Source organism: Pseudomonas sp. 14P_5.3_Bac1 (assembly GCF_025466135.1).
Classification (GTDB): Bacteria; Pseudomonadota; Gammaproteobacteria; order Pseudomonadales; family Pseudomonadaceae; genus Aquipseudomonas.
In genome coordinates, this window is sequence record NZ_JANLOF010000077.1 from 141,771 (window position 1) to 158,544 (window position 16,774).

At 61.0% G+C, this 16,774-nt stretch carries 15 protein-coding genes; 9 read left to right on the forward strand and 6 right to left on the reverse strand.

Annotation, left to right across the window (positions count from 1 at the left end):
* Nucleotides 1–69 precede the first annotated feature (69 nt).
* Nucleotides 70–1,236, reverse strand: coding sequence for an AAA family ATPase (locus NTD89_RS20775; RefSeq protein WP_242200644.1), 1,167 nt, complete (start codon nucleotides 1,234–1,236; stop codon nucleotides 70–72).
* A gap of 68 nt (nucleotides 1,237–1,304) precedes the next feature.
* Nucleotides 1,305–2,249 carry a GlxA family transcriptional regulator gene (locus NTD89_RS20780; protein WP_106575597.1) on the reverse strand — a complete coding sequence of 315 codons (945 nt, stop codon included), beginning with the start codon at nucleotides 2,247–2,249 and terminating at the stop codon, nucleotides 1,305–1,307.
* A 194-nt stretch (nucleotides 2,250–2,443) separates the two neighbouring features.
* Between NTD89_RS20780 and NTD89_RS20785 the strand changes: the two genes are divergently transcribed.
* The 6 genes from NTD89_RS20785 (at nucleotide 2,444) to NTD89_RS20810 (ending at nucleotide 7,862) form a co-directional block, all read left to right on the forward strand.
* Nucleotides 2,444–3,388, forward strand: coding sequence for a choline ABC transporter substrate-binding protein (locus NTD89_RS20785; RefSeq protein ID WP_262209414.1), 945 nt, complete (start codon nucleotides 2,444–2,446; stop codon nucleotides 3,386–3,388).
* Between the two features lie 77 nt (nucleotides 3,389–3,465).
* Nucleotides 3,466–4,353, forward strand: coding sequence for a 3-keto-5-aminohexanoate cleavage protein (locus NTD89_RS20790; protein WP_262209415.1), 888 nt, complete (start codon nucleotides 3,466–3,468; stop codon nucleotides 4,351–4,353).
* A gap of 144 nt (nucleotides 4,354–4,497) precedes the next feature.
* Nucleotides 4,498–5,463: an L-carnitine dehydrogenase gene (locus tag NTD89_RS20795; RefSeq protein ID WP_262209417.1), complete on the forward strand. Its 966-nt coding sequence runs from the start codon at nucleotides 4,498–4,500 to the stop codon at nucleotides 5,461–5,463.
* A gap of 118 nt (nucleotides 5,464–5,581) precedes the next feature.
* On the forward strand, nucleotides 5,582–6,061 hold the full coding sequence (locus NTD89_RS20800; RefSeq protein ID WP_262209419.1) for a thioesterase family protein: 480 nt from the start codon (nucleotides 5,582–5,584) through the stop codon (nucleotides 6,059–6,061).
* A gap of 9 nt (nucleotides 6,062–6,070) precedes the next feature.
* The gene (locus NTD89_RS20805; protein WP_262209421.1) at nucleotides 6,071–7,231 is read left to right on the forward strand and encodes a gamma-butyrobetaine dioxygenase; all 1,161 of its coding nucleotides are present in this window, start codon (nucleotides 6,071–6,073) and stop codon (nucleotides 7,229–7,231) included.
* 367 nt (nucleotides 7,232–7,598) lie between these two features.
* Nucleotides 7,599–7,862 (forward strand): hypothetical protein, encoded by a 264-nt coding sequence (locus NTD89_RS20810; RefSeq protein ID WP_106575603.1) that lies wholly within the window; start codon nucleotides 7,599–7,601, stop codon nucleotides 7,860–7,862.
* Between the two features lie 150 nt (nucleotides 7,863–8,012).
* Here NTD89_RS20810 and NTD89_RS20815 read toward each other — a convergent pair whose 3' ends face one another.
* From NTD89_RS20815 to NTD89_RS20825, 3 genes are all read right to left on the reverse strand, one after another.
* Complete coding sequence (locus NTD89_RS20815; RefSeq protein ID WP_005792167.1) at nucleotides 8,013–9,116, reverse strand: GlxA family transcriptional regulator; 1,104 nt, start codon at nucleotides 9,114–9,116, stop codon at nucleotides 8,013–8,015.
* Nucleotides 9,117–9,623: 507 nt separating this feature from the next.
* Nucleotides 9,624–11,000, reverse strand: coding sequence for an L-serine ammonia-lyase (locus tag NTD89_RS20820; RefSeq protein WP_262209424.1), 1,377 nt, complete (start codon nucleotides 10,998–11,000; stop codon nucleotides 9,624–9,626).
* Between the two features lie 51 nt (nucleotides 11,001–11,051).
* Complete coding sequence (locus NTD89_RS20825) at nucleotides 11,052–11,204, reverse strand: hypothetical protein (protein ID WP_178119641.1); 153 nt, start codon at nucleotides 11,202–11,204, stop codon at nucleotides 11,052–11,054.
* Between the two features lie 210 nt (nucleotides 11,205–11,414).
* Between NTD89_RS20825 and NTD89_RS20830 the strand changes: the two genes are divergently transcribed.
* The 3 genes from NTD89_RS20830 to choV all read left to right on the forward strand — a co-directional run bounded on the left by NTD89_RS20830 (nucleotide 11,415) and on the right by choV (nucleotide 14,449).
* Nucleotides 11,415–12,362, forward strand: a complete 948-nt coding sequence (locus tag NTD89_RS20830) for a choline ABC transporter substrate-binding protein (RefSeq protein WP_145157577.1) — start codon at nucleotides 11,415–11,417, stop codon at nucleotides 12,360–12,362.
* Between the two features lie 66 nt (nucleotides 12,363–12,428).
* Nucleotides 12,429–13,274, forward strand: a complete 846-nt coding sequence (gene choW, locus NTD89_RS20835) for a choline ABC transporter permease subunit (RefSeq protein ID WP_076017809.1) — start codon at nucleotides 12,429–12,431, stop codon at nucleotides 13,272–13,274.
* Nucleotides 13,271–14,449, forward strand: coding sequence for a choline ABC transporter ATP-binding protein (choV, locus tag NTD89_RS20840; RefSeq protein ID WP_106575606.1), 1,179 nt, complete (start codon nucleotides 13,271–13,273; stop codon nucleotides 14,447–14,449). The genes choW and choV overlap by 4 nt, the downstream gene beginning before the upstream one ends.
* A 189-nt stretch (nucleotides 14,450–14,638) precedes the next feature.
* On the opposite strand, the gene betT is transcribed toward choV, so the two are convergent.
* Nucleotides 14,639–16,630, reverse strand: coding sequence for a choline BCCT transporter BetT (gene betT / locus NTD89_RS20845; protein WP_145157579.1), 1,992 nt, complete (start codon nucleotides 16,628–16,630; stop codon nucleotides 14,639–14,641).
* Between the last annotated feature and the right edge of the window lie 144 nt (nucleotides 16,631–16,774).

Here is a 16,774-nt window from a genome sequence, read left to right on the forward strand (position 1 = left end):
TCACTTATAGGCTGCTGACCCACCGCTATCGGGGGCAAGCCCCCTCCCACATGGGTTTTGTGGTGCGCTTCAGCGCTTGTGCAGCAGCCAATCCCCGAAGGATTTGTCTTCCAGGGCATAGCCGCCCCGGCTCGACTTCCACACCAGCTCCTTGTCGCGCAAAGCATCGATGCACGCCTGTATGGTCTGGGTGCCCGGCACCACATCGCTGCCCATGTCCTCCAGGGCTTTGCTCACCGCCGTGAGGGTGCTGTCGGTGAACGGCGCAAAGGGTTCGTTGTTCTGCGAACGCTCCACCATCACTTCCAACACGGCGCGCTGGGGGATGGTGAGGTTGTTCCAGGCGCTTTCGAACTCCGTCCACACGCCCGCGCGCAGGAATTCAGCACGACTGTGCAGCAACTGGCCCAAGTTGCTCGCTTCGCCCAGCTCCAGCGCCACTTCGCCAATAATGGTGCGCAGCATCTCGGGGCGACGGCCTACCAGCTCGAAGGCTTCGTCGATATCCGCCGCGTCGAATTGATTGGTGCTGGCCAAATGCGCGTTGAGGTGCGCAGTGTAGGCTTGGGTGAACGCTTTGCCGAGCAAGGGAAACGGCGTGATGCTGGAGCCGAAGAACGGCTGGCTTTTGCCCAACACCAAATGCGCCAGCTTGTCGCGGTTGGACCCGGTGAACACCAGGCGCAAGCCGCTGCCCTCTTCGTCACGGCCTTGGTTGAGCTGATCCCGGGCAGCTTTCAACGCGAACATCGCGTTAATACCGGACTCGGTGGTTAAAGCATGCTGCGCTTCGTCAATCACCAGCACCACGGGTTTTTCCGCGGCGCTGTGGAGCAGCTCCAAGGCTTGGGTCAGTGTTGCACCGACGGGCAATTGTGGCTTGGTGAAGTCCCAGGACAGGGTGCGCAGAAAGCTTAGTTTCTCGATGCCAATGTTCTTGGCGAGTTTGCGAATGCCCTTTTCATAAGGCACCAGCGCAGCGGCAATGGCGCTGGCGATCAACTCCGCCGGATCTTTCTCTTTGTCGGCCCAGAGATCGACATACACCGTCAGCCAACCCCGCAGTTGGCACTCGGGGATCAGGTCTTCACGCAAAAAAGTGCTTTTGCCGGTGCGGCGCGGCGCCGCGAGAAACAGGCCAGAGGTAAAATCCTGAATACCGGCCCCCACCAAACCGTCGGCAATGCTGCCTGCCAGGGCGGGGCGGCGGAATACGAAGCCGCTGTTCTTCGACATGCTTTTATACTCAATTATGGAAAGGACTATAAATTATAGTAGCGAGTATAATTAACTATAATTACCCGTCAAACCACCTCCCGTCGCCGATCCTCCCTTGGGCACTTGGCAAACCGCGCCCGATAGCTGCGCGTGAAATACGACGGCGACTCAAACCCGCACGCAATACTCACCTCCAACACACTCATGTCGCTCTGACGCAATAGCTGCCGGGCTTTTTCCAGGCGCAGGCCGAGGTAGAAATTGCTTGGCGTGTCGTTCAGATGCAGACGAAACAACCGCTCCAACTGGCGCCGGGTGACTTTGATCGCCTCGGCCAATGCCAGGGTGGTCAGCGGCGGCTCGGTGTGTTGTTCCATTTCACCGATCACTTGCACCAGCTTCTTGTTGTTGATGCCGTAGCGCGTGGCGATCTGCATGCGCTGGTGGTCTTTGCGTGGGCGGATGCGGCCGAGCACGAATTGTTCGGAAACCTGAATCGCCAGGTCCGGGCCGTGGGCCTGGGCGATCAGGTCGAGCATCAGGTCGATGGACGCCGTGCCGCCCGCGCAGGTGATGCGACGGCGGTCGATCTCGAACAGCTCCTGGGTCACGGTGAGCTGTGGATAAGACTCCTTGAACGCATCGATGGCTTCCCAGTGCAGCGTGAGGCGGTGGCCATCGAGCAAGCCGGCCTCAGCGAGCACACAGGCGCCCGTGTCGATGGCGCCAAGGGTGACGCCGTCGTGGTCGAGGCGGCGCAGCCAGTGCTCCAGCGCGGGCGTGGTGAACTTCAAGGGTTCGAAGCCGGCGACCACCATCAGCGTCGCGCCTTTTTTCAGCGGCTCCAATGCGGCGTCGGCGTTGACCGACATGCCATTGCTCGCCAACACCGCGCCGCCGTCGGCGCTCAGCACGTGCCAGCGGTACAGCTCGCCGCGAAAGCGGTTGGCCACGCGCAGCGGTTCCAGTGCAGAGATAAAGCCGATGGCCGAGAAACCCGGCATCAGCAGAAAGTAGAAATCCTGGGACATGGTGGCGCTCTCGTAGGACGGGCAGCGTGGTCACTGTGATACGCCAGTTCAACCGGCCATTCAAGAGCACAGGTCGCTGCAGTGCAAGAGCTGGTCGCCGCCGTGCGCTTTGCCGCCCCTCAAGCTGCGTAACTTGATCCCACGGCGCACAAAGACGCCGGAACCCACAATAACGACCTGCCGAGGGATCCACCATGAACCGACTGATCAACCGCTACGTGCTTGCACTCAGCGCCAGCGCCATTTTGAGCACCCACGTGATGGCAGCCGATGCGGCGTCTTGCCAAAACGTGCGCATGGGCGTGGTGAACTGGACCGACGTGATCGCCACCAGCGCCATGACCCAAGTGTTGCTCGACGGCCTCGGCTACAAGACCAAACAGACCAGCGCGTCCCAGCAAATCATCTTCGCCGGCATTCGCGACCAACGCCTGGACCTGTTCCTGGGTTACTGGAACCCGCTGATGACCCAGACCATCACGCCATTCGTCGACGCCAAGCAAGTCAAAGTCCTCGAGAAACCCAGCCTGGAAGACGCGCGCGCCACCCTCGCCGTGCCGACTTACCTGGCGGACAAGGGCCTGAAAACCTTCGCCGACATCGCCAGGTTCGAGAAAGAACTGGGCGGCAAGATCTACGGCATCGAGCCAGGTTCAGGCGCCAACACCCAGATCAAGGCGATGATTGCCAAGAACCAGTTCGGCCTGGGCAAATTCCAGCTGGTGGAATCCAGCGAAGCCGGCATGCTCGCCGCCGTCGACCGCGCGGTACGCCGCAAGGAAGCCGTGGTGTTCTTTGGCTGGGCGCCACACCCGATGAACGTCAACGTCGCGATGACTTACCTCACCGGCAGCGACGACGCCCTGGGCCCGAACGAAGGCATGGCCACGGTGTGGAGCGTCACGTCGCCGACCTACGCCGAACAGTGCCCGAACGTGCACAAGCTGCTGACCAACCTGACCTTCACCGCCGCCGACGAGAGTCGGATGATGCAGCCGTTGCTGGATCACAAGGACGCCATTGAGTCCGCCAAGCAGTGGCTCAAGGACCACCCGCAAGACCAGCAGCGCTGGCTTGAAGGCGTGACCACCTTCGACGGCAAGCCCGCCGCGGCCAACCTGCAACTGACCAGCCAATAACCCTATTCGAATCACCGTGTCGCAGCCGCTGTGGGCTGCGAACGGCATCACTACGCCCGCCTGTAAGGAACCGACTCATGAACCACGACGTCATCATCACCTGCGCACTCACCGGTGCTGGCGACACGACCGGCAGAAGCCCACACGTGCCGGTCACTCCCAAACAAATCGCCGCCGCCGCCGTGGAAGCCGCCAAGGCGGGCGCCACCGTGGTGCACTGCCACGTGCGTGACCCGCAAACCGGCAAGTTCAGCCGCGACGTCGCGCTGTACCGCGAAGTGATGGAGCGCATCCGCGAGGCCGACATCGACATCATCGTCAACCTCACCGCCGGCATGGGCGGCGACCTGGAAATCGGCGGTGGCGAGAACCCGATGGAGTTCGGCCCCAACACCGACCTGGTCGGCCCGCTGACGCGCCTGGCGCACGTTGAAGAGCTGCTGCCGGAAATCTGCACCCTGGACTGCGGCACGCTGAACTTTGGCGATGGCGACACCATTTACGTGTCCACCCCGGCCCAGCTGCGTGCTGGCGCCAAGCGCATCCAGGAACTGGGCGTTAAGGCTGAGCTGGAAATCTTCGACACCGGCCACCTGTGGTTCGCCAAGCAGATGATCAAGGAAGGCCTGCTCGAGAACCCGCTGTTCCAACTCTGCCTGGGCATCCCCTGGGGCGCGCCGGCCGACACCACCACCATGAAAGCCATGGTCGACAACCTACCCGCCGACGCGGTGTGGGCCGGCTTCGGTATCGGCCGCATGCAAATGCCGATGGCGGCCCAAGCGGTGCTGCTGGGCGGCAACGTGCGGGTCGGCCTGGAAGACAACCTGTGGCTGGACAAGGGCGTGCTCGCCACCAACGGCCAACTGGTGGAACGCGCCAGTGAAATCCTCAGCCGCCTGGGCGCACGGGTCATGACCCCGGCGCAAGGCCGAATCAAGATGGGCCTGACCAAGCGCGGCTAATTTTTCCAAACACTACTGCACCCTGTGGGAGTCGGGCTTGCCCGCGATAGCGGTACACCAGCACCGAATACTCCAACTGACACACCGCAATCGCAGGCAAGCCAGCTCCCACATTGATCACCGAATTATTCAGGGAACGTCGACATGCGCTTTATCACTGAAATCAAAACCTTCGCCGCCCTCGGCAGCGGCGTTATCGGCAGCGGCTGGGTATCCCGCGCCCTCGCCCACGGCCTGGATGTAATCGCCTGGGACCCGGCGCCCGGTGCCGAAGCGGCCCTGCGCAAACGCGTCGCCAATGCCTGGGGCGCCTTGGAAAAACAAGGCCTGGCACCGGGTGCATCCCAAGACCGCCTGCGCTTTGTCGACACTATTGAAGCGTGCGTGAAAGACGCCGACTTCATCCAGGAAAGCGCCCCGGAACGCCTGGAACTGAAACTGGAACTGCACAGCAAAATCAGCGCAGCGGCCAAGCCGAATGCACTGATTGGTTCGAGTACTTCGGGTCTGTTGCCGAGTGAGTTCTACGAAGGTTCCACCCACCCGGAACGCTGCGTGGTCGGCCACCCGTTCAACCCGGTTTACCTGCTGCCGCTGGTGGAAGTGGTGGGCGGCCAAAACACCGCGCCCGAAGCGATTCAGGCGGCGATCACGGTGTATGAATCCCTTGGCATGCGCCCGCTGCATGTGCGTAAGGAAGTGCCGGGGTTTATCGCTGACCGCTTGCTCGAAGCGCTGTGGCGTGAGGCGCTGCACCTGGTGAATGACGGCGTGGCGACCACCGGCGAAATCGACGATGCGATCCGCTTTGGCGCCGGCTTGCGCTGGTCGTTCATGGGCACCTTCCTCACCTACACGCTGGCGGGCGGCGATGCCGGGATGCGCCACTTCATGGCGCAGTTCGGCCCGGCGCTGCAATTGCCGTGGACGTATTTGCCGGCACCGGAGTTGACCGACAAGTTGATCGACGATGTGGTCGATGGCACCAGCGATCAGTTGGGCACACACAGCATTTCGGCGCTGGAGCGCTATCGTGATGATTGCCTGTTGGCGGTGCTGGAGGCGGTGAAGACCACCAAAGCCAAGCACGGTATGAGCTTCGCCGAGTAACTGCTGTTGATTTCCTGTGGGGGCTGGCTTGCCTGCGACAGCGGTGTACGACTCACCGCCGCCATCGCAGGCAAGCCAGCTCCCACATTTAACCGAGTACATAGCCGGAATTTATGTGATGCCAGCACTCACCACCTACACCACAAAGATCCAGCCCGACTGGGTGGATTACAACGGCCACCTGCGCGATGCGTTCTACCTGTTGATTTTCAGCTACGCCACCGACGCGCTGATGGACACCCTGGGTCTGGACAGTGAAAACCGTGAGGCCAGCGGCCATTCACTGTTCACGTTGGAACTGCACCTGAATTACCTGCATGAGGTGAAACTTGATGCCGAGGTCGAGGTGCGCACTCAGCTGATCGCCCATGATGCCAAGCGCCTGCACCTCTATCACAGCCTGCACCTGGTCGCAGAGGAGAAGGAACTGGCCGGCAACGAACAGATGCTGCTGCACGTCGACCTCGCCGGTCCGCATTCGGCGCCGTTCACCGAGGCCACCCTGGAAAAACTCAGCGCGATCAGCGCGCAGCAGGCCGAGTTGCCACGCCCCGCCCTCCTCGGCCGCGTGATTGGATTGCCGCCCAAAAAACAATAAGGAGCCCCCATGCAAACCGCCGCCGCTGTTGCCGATTTTCGTACTTACCCAACCATCAGCGACCTCGCCGAGGTGCAGGTGCTGACCGATCAGCTACGCGTGCGATGGGCCGATGGCCGGGTGAGCCCGTTTCATCATCAGTGGCTGCGCGACAACTGCCCGTGCACGCAATGCGTGTACAGCGTGACCCGCGAGCAGGTGTTCGAGATTGTCGATGTGGACGAACACCTGACTGCCGTCAGCGCGCAGATCGATCAGGGATGCCTGAGTGTGCAATGGAGCGGCGGCCATCGCAGCCACTACGATCCGGGCTGGTTGCGGGCCCATGCCTATGACGACGAATCACGCGCCGAACGCCGTGCAGCCAAACCAGCATCGCAGCGATGGGACAGCACCTTCGCGTTGCCCGTTTTCGACTATGTGGGCGTGATGGAGGACCCGAACATCTTGCTGCAATGGTTGCTGGCCTTGCGTGACTCGGGCCTCACGCAAATCCGTGGCGTGCCCACCGAACCTGGCTCGCTGGCGCTGATCGCCAAGCGCATTTCGTTTATCCGCGAGAGCAACTTCGGCGTGCTCTTCAACGTGCGGTCCAAGGCCGATGCCGACAGCAATGCCTACACCGCTTTCAACCTGCCGTTGCACAGCGATTTGCCAACGCGCGAGCTGCAACCGGGGCTGCAATTTCTGCATTGCCTGGTGAACGAGGCCACCGGCGGCGAGAGCATTTTTGTCGACGGGTTCGCCATCGCCCATGCACTGCGCAGCGAGGACCCTGAAGCGTTTCGTGCGTTGTGTGAAATCCCCGTGGAGTTTCGCAATAAAGACCGTCACAGCGACTATCGCCGCCTGGCGCCGATCATTGCGCTGGATGCCTTGGGTGACGTGGCGGAAATCCGCATGGCCAACTTTTTGCGCGGGCCGTTCGAGGCGCCGGTGGAGCAGATGCCGTTGTTGTATCGCGCGTATCGGCGCTTTATTGCGATGACCCGCGAGGACCGTTTCAGGCTGGTCAAACGGCTGAATCCGGGGGAGTTGTGGTGCTTTGATAACCGCCGCACGTTGCATGCGCGCAATGCGTTTGACCCGGCCTCCGGGGCGCGGCATTTCCAGGGGTGTTACATCGACCGGGATGAGTTGCTCTCGCGGATTCTGGTGTTGCAGCGGTAGACGGCGGCGCGGCCATCGCGGGCAAGCCCGCTCCCACATTTTGATCTGTGAATACAGTCAAAGGTGGGAGCTGGCTTGCCTGCGATGAGGCCAGTGCAGTCACCACAAAACCCAAGCAAAAAAAGCCCCGATCAAGCCGTGACAAGACCGGGGCAGAGTGCTTGGTGTGAGCGTGACATCCCGAGGGTGACCAAACCTTCAAGCTGCGTGCCTGGCATTCAGTGTGCCTATTACTTCTGTCGGTAAATGACCCGAAAACGACCTGCTCATAGCCATATGAGCCATTCGTCAATTCTGCCCTTGCCGACCGGCCGGGGGCCTACCAGAATCCCAGTCAGTCCCCGCTCCCTACACCAGGATGAACGTCATGATGCACGCGGATTTGATTGACCAGGATGACCTGCTGGGCCAACTGCGCTCGCTGGGTTTTGAAGTCTCCAGCGGTGCCACCGCCGAGCAGGCTTGCGAGTGCGCGGTACGTGGTTTGAGCGCTGCGCGGGCCAAGGCGCTCAAGGGCATGGTGGAACAGATGTACACCGGCAGTGCGACGATCTTGCCGGCTGTACGCCAGGCGATCGACAAGCAGTTGTTGCCTGCTTTGGTGCAGTTCAAGCAGAACTCCGGCGCCTGACAATCCCCTGTGGCGAGCGGGCTTGTCCCGCGTTGGGCTGCGCAGCAGCCCCATTCCAGGCAATGCGGTGTATCAGACGAACCTCAACACGCGGTTTTGGGGCCGCTGCGCAGCCCAACGCGGGGCAAGCCCGCTCGCCACCAGGTTGGGTTAGAGCCTGACACTCGCAAACGTAGACTCGTTCCTGGCCTGGCTCAACGCCGACATCGGCCCGGACAACGGTGACAACACCAGCGCCTGTGGAATCGGCATCATCGCCACTTGTTGGGTAGTGTTGGACCCTACGCGCTCATCGCGCGGCGGAATGCCGAAGTATTCGCGGTAGCACTTGGAGAAGTGCGGCGTGGACACAAACCCGCACACCGAGGCCACTTCGATGATCGACATCGGCGTTTGCTTGAGCAGCTGCCGCGCACGAATCAGGCGCAGCTTAAGGTAGTAGCGCGACGGCGAGCAGTGCAGGTATTTCTGGAACAACCGCTCCAGCTGACGACGCGACACGGCGACGTACACCGCCAGCTCGTCCAGGTCGATCGGCTCTTCGAGGTTGGCTTCCATCAGCGCGACGATTTCCTGCAGCTTCGGCTGGTTGGTGCCGAGCATGTGCTTGAGCGGCACGCGCTGGTGATCCTGTTCGTTGCGGATGCGTTCGTACACAAACATTTCGGAGATGGCGGCGGACAATTCACGGCCGTGGTCGCGGCTGATCAGGTGCAGCATCATGTCCAACGGCGCGGTGCCGCCAGAGCTGGTGAAGCGGTTGCGGTCGAGGGTGAACAGGCGCGTGCTCATGGCCACGCGCGGGAAGGCTTCCTGCATCGACGCCAGGCATTCCCAGTGCACGCTGCAATCAAAACCGTCGAGCAAACCGGCGCAGGCCAGGGCCCAACTGCCGGTGCACACCGCGCCAAGACGACGCGACTGACGCGCCTGGCTTTGCAGCCACGAGACGTGCTCACGGGTAACGGTACGCTGGATTCCCACGCCGCCGCACACGATCACAGTGTCCAGGGCCGGGGCTTTGTGCATGGAGGCATCGGGGGTGATTTGCAGACCGTCGCTGGCCCACACCTGGTTGCCGTCGACACTCAGGGTTGTCCAGCGATACAGCTCGCGGCCGGACAGCTGGTTGGCCATGCGCAGCGGTTCCACTGCCGAGGCCAGGGAAATCAGCGTGAAATTGTCCAGCAGCAAAAAGCCGATGGATTGAGGCGCACGGTTCTGGGGTTGAGCCCCGGAGTTGAACGACGTCATCGCGGTATCTCCTCACACAAAGCGGGTGATGGCCTCAGGCGAGGCTCTTGTTATTGCGCTCACCCTGGAAAGGAGAGGCTTTGAATTGATAGAGCAAATGCCATGCCTAAAATTGAATGGCCATTCAATAACTCCTGAAAACGACCTGATGACGCGTCTATATAAGCCCGCGTAAGGAGTGCGGGATAGGCCCCGAAAAGGCCGCTGGAGTGAGCCTGCTCACGGGGTGTGAGCAGATCGGTAGCACTTGTGGGAAGGCGCTTTGAGCGCGTGGGAAAAGTCTGTCACCGCACGCACAGGTGACGGGTGGTCGGGCGAGGAATCGTCTGAGGGCTACTTGTCTGTTTGCGACGCGCTAAAAGGTGGCGCTTTTGGGTCCGGGTGTTCACTTTATGAGCAGTGTTGGACGGACTACCGCTATCGGGGGCAAGCCCCCTCCCACCTTTTGAATTGTGAATACCTTCAAGTGTGGGAGGGGGCTTGCCCCCGATTAGCCGCAACTCGGTCTCAGCACTCGACAGCACTCACCGCCAACCCGCCCCGCGAGGTTTCCTTGTACTTGTCGTGCATGTCCGCGCCGGTATCGCGCATGGTGCGGATCACCCGGTCCAGGGAGATAAAGTGCTGACCATCGCCACGCAGCGCCATCTGCGCCGCGTTGATGGCTTTTACTGCGGCAATCGCGTTGCGCTCGATGCACGGCACTTGCACCAGCCCGCCCACCGGGTCGCAGGTCAGGCCGAGGTTGTGTTCCAGGCCGATTTCGGCGGCGTTGCACAATTGTTCCGGCGTGGCGCCAAGGATTTCCGCCAGCCCCGCCGCGGCCATGGCGCACGCCGAACCCACCTCACCCTGGCAGCCGACTTCGGCGCCGGAGATGGAGGCGTTCTTTTTGCACAAAATTCCCACGGCCGCCGCGCTGAGCAAATAGTCGACCACGTTGGCTTCGGTCACCTCGTCGCTGAATTTCATGAAGTAGTGCAGCACCGCCGGGATGATCCCCGCCGCGCCATTGGTCGGTGCAGTAACCATGCGCCCACCCGCTGCGTTTTCCTCATTCACCGCCAGGGCGAACAGGTTGACCCACTCCATCGCGCTCAAGGTCGAGCCAATCACATTGGGCTTGTTCAACTCCTGCAAGCTGCGGTGCAACTTGGCGGCGCGGCGCCGCACGTTCAAACCACCGGGCAGGATGCCTTCGTGCTTGAGGCCCTGCTCCACGCAATCCTGCATGGCGCGCCAGAGTTTCATCAGGCCGCTGCGGATTTCTTCTTCGCCGCGCCAGGTCTTTTCGTTGGCCAGCATCAACTCGGCCACGCGCAGGTTATGGGTTTTGCACAGCTGCAACAGCTCTACAGCACTGGAAAAATCATACGGCAGCTCGGTGCGGTCCATATCCGCCACGCCGCTTTGCGCCTGGGCCTGGTCCACCACAAAACCGCCGCCGACCGAATAGTAGGTATCGCGGTGCAGCTCGCCGTCATCGCCGAACACCACAAGGGTCATGGCGTTAGGGTGAAACGGCAGGTTTTCGTCGAGCAGGCGCATGTCGCGCGCCCAGACGAAGGGCACCGGCAGGCGGCCGTCGAGCAAGAGCGTGTCGGTCTCGCGCAGGGTATGAATACGCAGGCCGATGTGCGCCGGGTCGATTGCGTCCGGCCACTCGCCCATCAGGCCCATGATGGTGGCGGTGTCGCTGCCGTGGCCGATGCCGGTGGCCGACAAGGAGCCGTACAGCTGAACTTCAACGCGCCTGACCTGTTCCAACAGTTCACGTTCACGTAATGCCTGGACGAACAACGCCGCGGCGCGCATGGGGCCGACGGTGTGAGAACTAGAAGGCCCGATGCCGATCTTGAACAGGTCGAAAACACTGATAGCCATTGCGGTAGAACTCCTCGATAAGCACGGCCAGGCTTGAACGAGGTGCTACGCTCAGATCGCCCAGATGGCGGCATCATCAAGCTTTTGCTTGCCCTCACGGCGTCTCACACCGACGTAACCATGCTCACCAACGCCGCCCTCGTGCGATCGGGCGTTTTGGCCGTTTTTAGCGGTGCAGATCGGTAAAAACTGCGGTTTTGCCATTGGAAAAACCTGTAAGCGACGTCACCGACACTGGATACGACCATCCCTGTACTGGATACGACGCCCCCTGTAGGCGTCAGATTTTCACTGGTACATGATCAGTCTCGACTCGTTTGCAAGGCACCGTGCCGTCGCCTCGATGCACGCCCCAACCGCAACACATATAAAGCGCGGCGAATGCCGCCAGAAAAGACACAGGAGTCTACCCCGATGAAAGGTTCACCCTCGTTGTTGTTGGCCGCCATGCTGAGTCTGCCAGTTGTGGCACACGCTGCAGAACCGGAACAGTGCAAGACCGTCAACTTCTCCGATGTCGGCTGGACCGACATCACCGTCACGACCGCGACCACCAGCGAAGTCCTCAAGGGCCTGGGCTACAAGCCGCGCACCACGATGATTTCGGTACCGGTGACTTACAAGTCACTGGCCGACGGCAAGAACATGGACATCTTCCTCGGCAACTGGATGCCGACCATGGAAAACGACATCAAGCAGTACCGTGATGCCGGCACCGTGGAAACCGTGCGCGCCAACCTGGAAAACGCCAAGTACACCCTGGCGGTTCCGGAGGCGCTGTACAACAAGGGCCTGAAAGACTTCGCCGACATCGTCAAATTCAAGGATGAACTGGGCGGCAAGATCTACGGGATCGAGCCGGGTAACGACGGCAACCGCACCATCCAGACCCTCATCGATAAAGACGCCTTCGGCTTGAAAACCGCCGGCTTCAAAGTGGTCGAGTCCAGCGAAGCCGGGATGCTCTCGCAAGTGGAACGCGCCTCCAAGCGTGACCAGGCCATCGTGTTCCTGGGCTGGGAACCGCACCCGATGAACACCCGCTTCAAGATGAAGTACCTGACCGGCGGTGACGACTCGTTCGGCCCCAACTACGGCCAGGCCACCATCTACACCAACGTTCGCAAGGGCTACACCCAGGAATGCAGCAACGTTGGTCAATTGCTGAAAAACCTGTCGTTCACCTTGAACATGGAAAGCACCCTGATGGGTAACGTCCTTGACGACAAGATGAAGCCTGACGCCGCGGCCAAAGCCTGGCTGAAGAAGAACCCGCAAGTGCTCGACACCTGGCTGGCCGGTGTGACCACCGTGGATGGCAAACCCGGTTTGGAGGCCGTCAAAGCTTACCTCGACAAGTAATCGCTGACCCCGGGCCGGTGCGCTGGCCCGGGATGTTTTCCCCTTCGCATGTGGACATTCACTACCATGCTGACTGAACATAAAATCCCACTAGGCCAGTACATCGCTGCCTTCGTCGAATGGTTGACCCAACACGGTGCCAACTACTTCGACGCAATCGCATCGACCCTGGAAACGATGATCCACGGCGTGACGTTTGCGCTGACCTGGTTCAATCCGCTGGCATTGATCGGTCTGATTGCGCTACTCGCTCACTTCATCCAACGCAAATGGGGCCTGACGGTGTTTGTCATCGCCTCCTTCCTGCTGATCCTGAACCTGGGGTACTGGCAGGAAACCATGGAAACCCTCGCGCAGGTGCTGTTCGCCACCCTGGTCTGCGTGGTCATCGGCGTGCCGCTGGGCATTGTTGCCGCGCACAAACCGATGTTCTACACCCTGATGCGGCCGGTGCTCGATCTGATGCAGACCGTGCCGACCTTCGTCTACCTCATCCCTACCCTGACCCTCTTCGGGCTGGGTGTGGTGCCCGGGCTGATTTCCACGGTGGTGTTCGCGATTGCCGCGCCGATCCGCCTGACCTACCTGGGCATCCGTGATGTGCCGCAAGAATTGATGGACGCCGGCAAGGCCTTTGGCTGCTCGCGCCGTCAGTTGCTCTCACGCATTGAACTGCCCCACGCCATGCCGAGCATTGCCGCCGGCATTACCCAATGCATCATGCTGTCGTTGTCGATGGTGGTAATTGCGGCCCTGGTGGGCGCTGACGGCCTCGGCAAGCCGGTGGTCAACGCACTCAACACCGCCGACATCGCCCTGGGCTTTGAAGCCGGCCTGGCAATCGTGTTGCTGGCCATCATGCTCGACCGCATCTGCAAACAACCCGACGCCAAAGTAGGGGGTGATGCATGAGCATTATCCGATTCGACAATGTCGATGTGATCTTCTCCAAAGACCCGCGCGAAGCCCTCAAGCTGCTCGACCAGGGCATGCACCGCAACGAAATCCTGAAAAAGACCGGGCAGATTGTCGGCGTTGAAAAAGCCAGCCTGGACATCGAGAAAGGCGAGATCTGCGTGCTGATGGGCCTGTCCGGTTCCGGCAAGTCGAGCTTGCTGCGCTGCATCAACGGCCTCAACACCGTCAGCCGTGGCCAACTGTTTGTGGAGCATGAAGGTCGCCAGATCGACATCGCTTCATGCACGCCGGCCGAGCTGAAAATGATGCGCACCAAGCGCATCGCCATGGTGTTCCAGAAATTCGCATTGATGCCGTGGCTGACGGTGCGTGAAAACATCAGCTTCGGCCTTGAGATGCAGGGCCGTCCGGAGAAAGAACGCCGCGCGCTGGTGGATGAAAAGCTCGAATTGGTGGGCCTGGCCCAATGGCGCAACAAGAAGCCCGACGAGTTGTCCGGCGGCATGCAACAGCGCGTCGGCCTGGCCCGCGCGTTGGCGATGGACGCCGATATCCTGCTGATGGACGAACCCTTCTCCGCCCTCGACCCGCTGATTCGCCAGGGCCTGCAGGATGAACTGCTGGAGCTGCAACGCAAGCTGAGCAAGACCATTGTGTTTGTGAGCCACGACCTGGATGAGGCGCTCAAATTGGGTAGCCGCATCGCGATCATGAAAGACGGCAAGATCATCCAGTACAGCGTGCCGGAAGAGATCGTGCTGAACCCGGCGGACGACTATGTGCGTACCTTCGTCGCCCACACCAACCCGCTGAACGTGCTGTGCGGCCGTAGCCTGATGCGCACGCTGGACAATTGCACGCGGGTCAACGGCTCGGTGTGCCTCGACCCGGGCGGCGATTCCTGGCTGGACCTGGCCGAAGGCAACACGATCCAGGGCGCCCGCCAGAATGGCGCGGTGATGAACCTGCAGAACTGGGCACCGGGGCAAGCCGTGGAAGGGTTGGGCCGGGTACCGACGCTGGTGGATTCCAATATCGGCATGCGCGATGCATTGCAGATTCGTTATCACACCGGCAATAAGCTGGTGCTGCATAACAACAACCAGGTGGTGGGGATTTTGGGGGACAGCGAGCTTTACCATGCCCTGCTAGGCAAGAATCTGGGCTGACAAACACTGCACATCTCAATGTAGAAACTGGGTCAATGTGGGAGGGGGGCTTGCCCCCGATTGCGGTGTATCAGTAACAGAAGTACTGACTGACACATTGCTATCGGGGGCAAGCCCCCTCCCACATTTAGTTCTGTTTACATATTTGGACTCAGTGGTGTCGGTGAGGACACCACCCGTCTTCAACTATCAGCTATAGACACGGCCAAGGAGCTGCCGATGGCTTTCAAACTGATCGAGCACGTCCCGGGTGATCTGTTCCTGGGTGAAGCCCATCAGGTCGTACTCTTGAGGTCCGTTGTGCAGGTAGACCTCGGCCCGGTAGTAACGCGTGCGCTCTTCTTCCGGCAAGTCGCTCGGTGCCGACGAGTAAGCATCCAGGCTCACCTCATAGACAAACGGGTTGCCCTCTTCCATCTCGATGCGCACACCGATGCAACGCTTGGATTTGCCCAACAAGGTCTGCACCTCCAGCCCTTGCTCACGCAACGCGGTCGCCGCCTCTTCCAACGCCGGCGTGACATGCTTGTCCATAAAGCGCTGCACGGTGGCCTGGCTCGGTTGCAGGTCCAGCGCGGTCAGACGCTCGCTGAAACCACGGCGGCCGCGCTCAGCCAATTGCGCCTGCTCCTGTTCGATGGCCACGTCCTGGCGCATGGCCTTGTGCAAACCGAACATGAACAGAATCAGCACCACCGAGAACGGCAGCCCCGCCAGCACCACCATGGTTTGCATGGCTTCGAAGTTACCCGCAAACAGCAGGCCGATGGTCACCAGGGTGATCACGACCGACCAGAAGATCCGCAGCCAGTGCGGCGCATCTTCGTCCACATTGCCGCCTTTGCACGACAGGTTGGCCATCATCACCGCGCCGGAATCCGCCGGGGTCAGGAACAACACAAAGCCCACGAAGATCGACACGCCGATCACAATTTTCGACGCCGGGTAATGCTCCAGCAATTGGTAGATGGCCATCGACGGTTGTTCCAGCGCCGTCTTGCCCAACTCCACCGCACCGTGGTTGAGCACCAGGTCCAGGGCCGAGTTACCGAAGATCGACAACCACGCCAAGGTGAAGCCCAGCGGGATCAGCAGCACGCCGGCCACCAGTTCACGCACGGTGCGGCCACGGGAAATACGCGCGATGAACATGCCCACGAATGGCGCCCAGGAAATCCACCAGGCCCAGTAGAACAGCGTCCACAGGCCCATCCAGCGCTCGGTCTTGTCGGCGTCGCCTTCGTACACATACAGGTCGAAAGTTTTCAGCACGATACCGTTGAGGTAGTCACCGGTGTTCTGCACCAAGCCATTGAGCAGGTGCAGGGTCGGGCCGAACAGCAGCACAAAGATCAGCAAGCCGCTGAACAGCACGATGTTGAGGTTGGACAGGCGGCGAATGCCGTTCTCCACACCCGACACGGCGGCGATGGTCGCCACGGTGCTCATCACGATGATCACGATCAACAGGTTGGTGTTGCTGTGCGCCATGCCGAACAGGTTTTCAAGCCCCGACGACACCTGCATCGCGCCAATCCCCAGGTTGGTCACCAGGCCCAGCAGGGTCACGAACATGCCGAAGCCGTCCACCGCGTGGCCGGCCGCGCCCTTCACCCAACGCTCGCCCACCAGCGGGTACAACGCCGAACGCAAGGCCAGCGGCTGGTTATGGCGATACGCGAAGTACGCCACGGCCAGGCCGACCAAGGCATAGATCGCCCAGCCGTGCAGGCCCCAGTGCAGGAACGTCAGTTGCAGCGCCTGGCGTGCCGCGCTATTGCTGGCAGCCGCGCCTTCGGGCGGGTTGAAGTAGTGGTCCAACGGCTCCGAGGCACCGAAGTACAACAGCGAGATGCCGATGCCCGACGAGAACAGCATGCCGGCCCAGGCGCCGTAGCTGAAGTCCGGGGTGTCGTCCTTGCTGCCCAGTTTCAACTTGCCGTAGGACGAAAACGCCAGGCCGACCACAAACACCAGGTAGGCAGCGATGACCACCATGTAGTACCAGCCGAAGCTTTTCGACAGCCACGCCTGTGCTACGCCGAGCATGCGCCCGGCCTCCTGCGGGGCGATGATCAGAATGGCGGTCAACAATAGAATGAGCGCGGTGGAGGTGTAGAACACCCAACCGTTGACCCGGACCTTTTCCGGCGGGGTCTTTATAAGAGAGGCAGAACTCATGGCGCAGATGCTCCGGGCAGTGCGAGAGAGAAACACAAGGCAACGGTTATCCCGGGACATCGATTTTTCGGCAGTCGACGGACGGGTGTTATAAAGACACCCCGAAAATTCTTGAGCCGCGCCGAAGCAGCGGCCAGGCCCTGA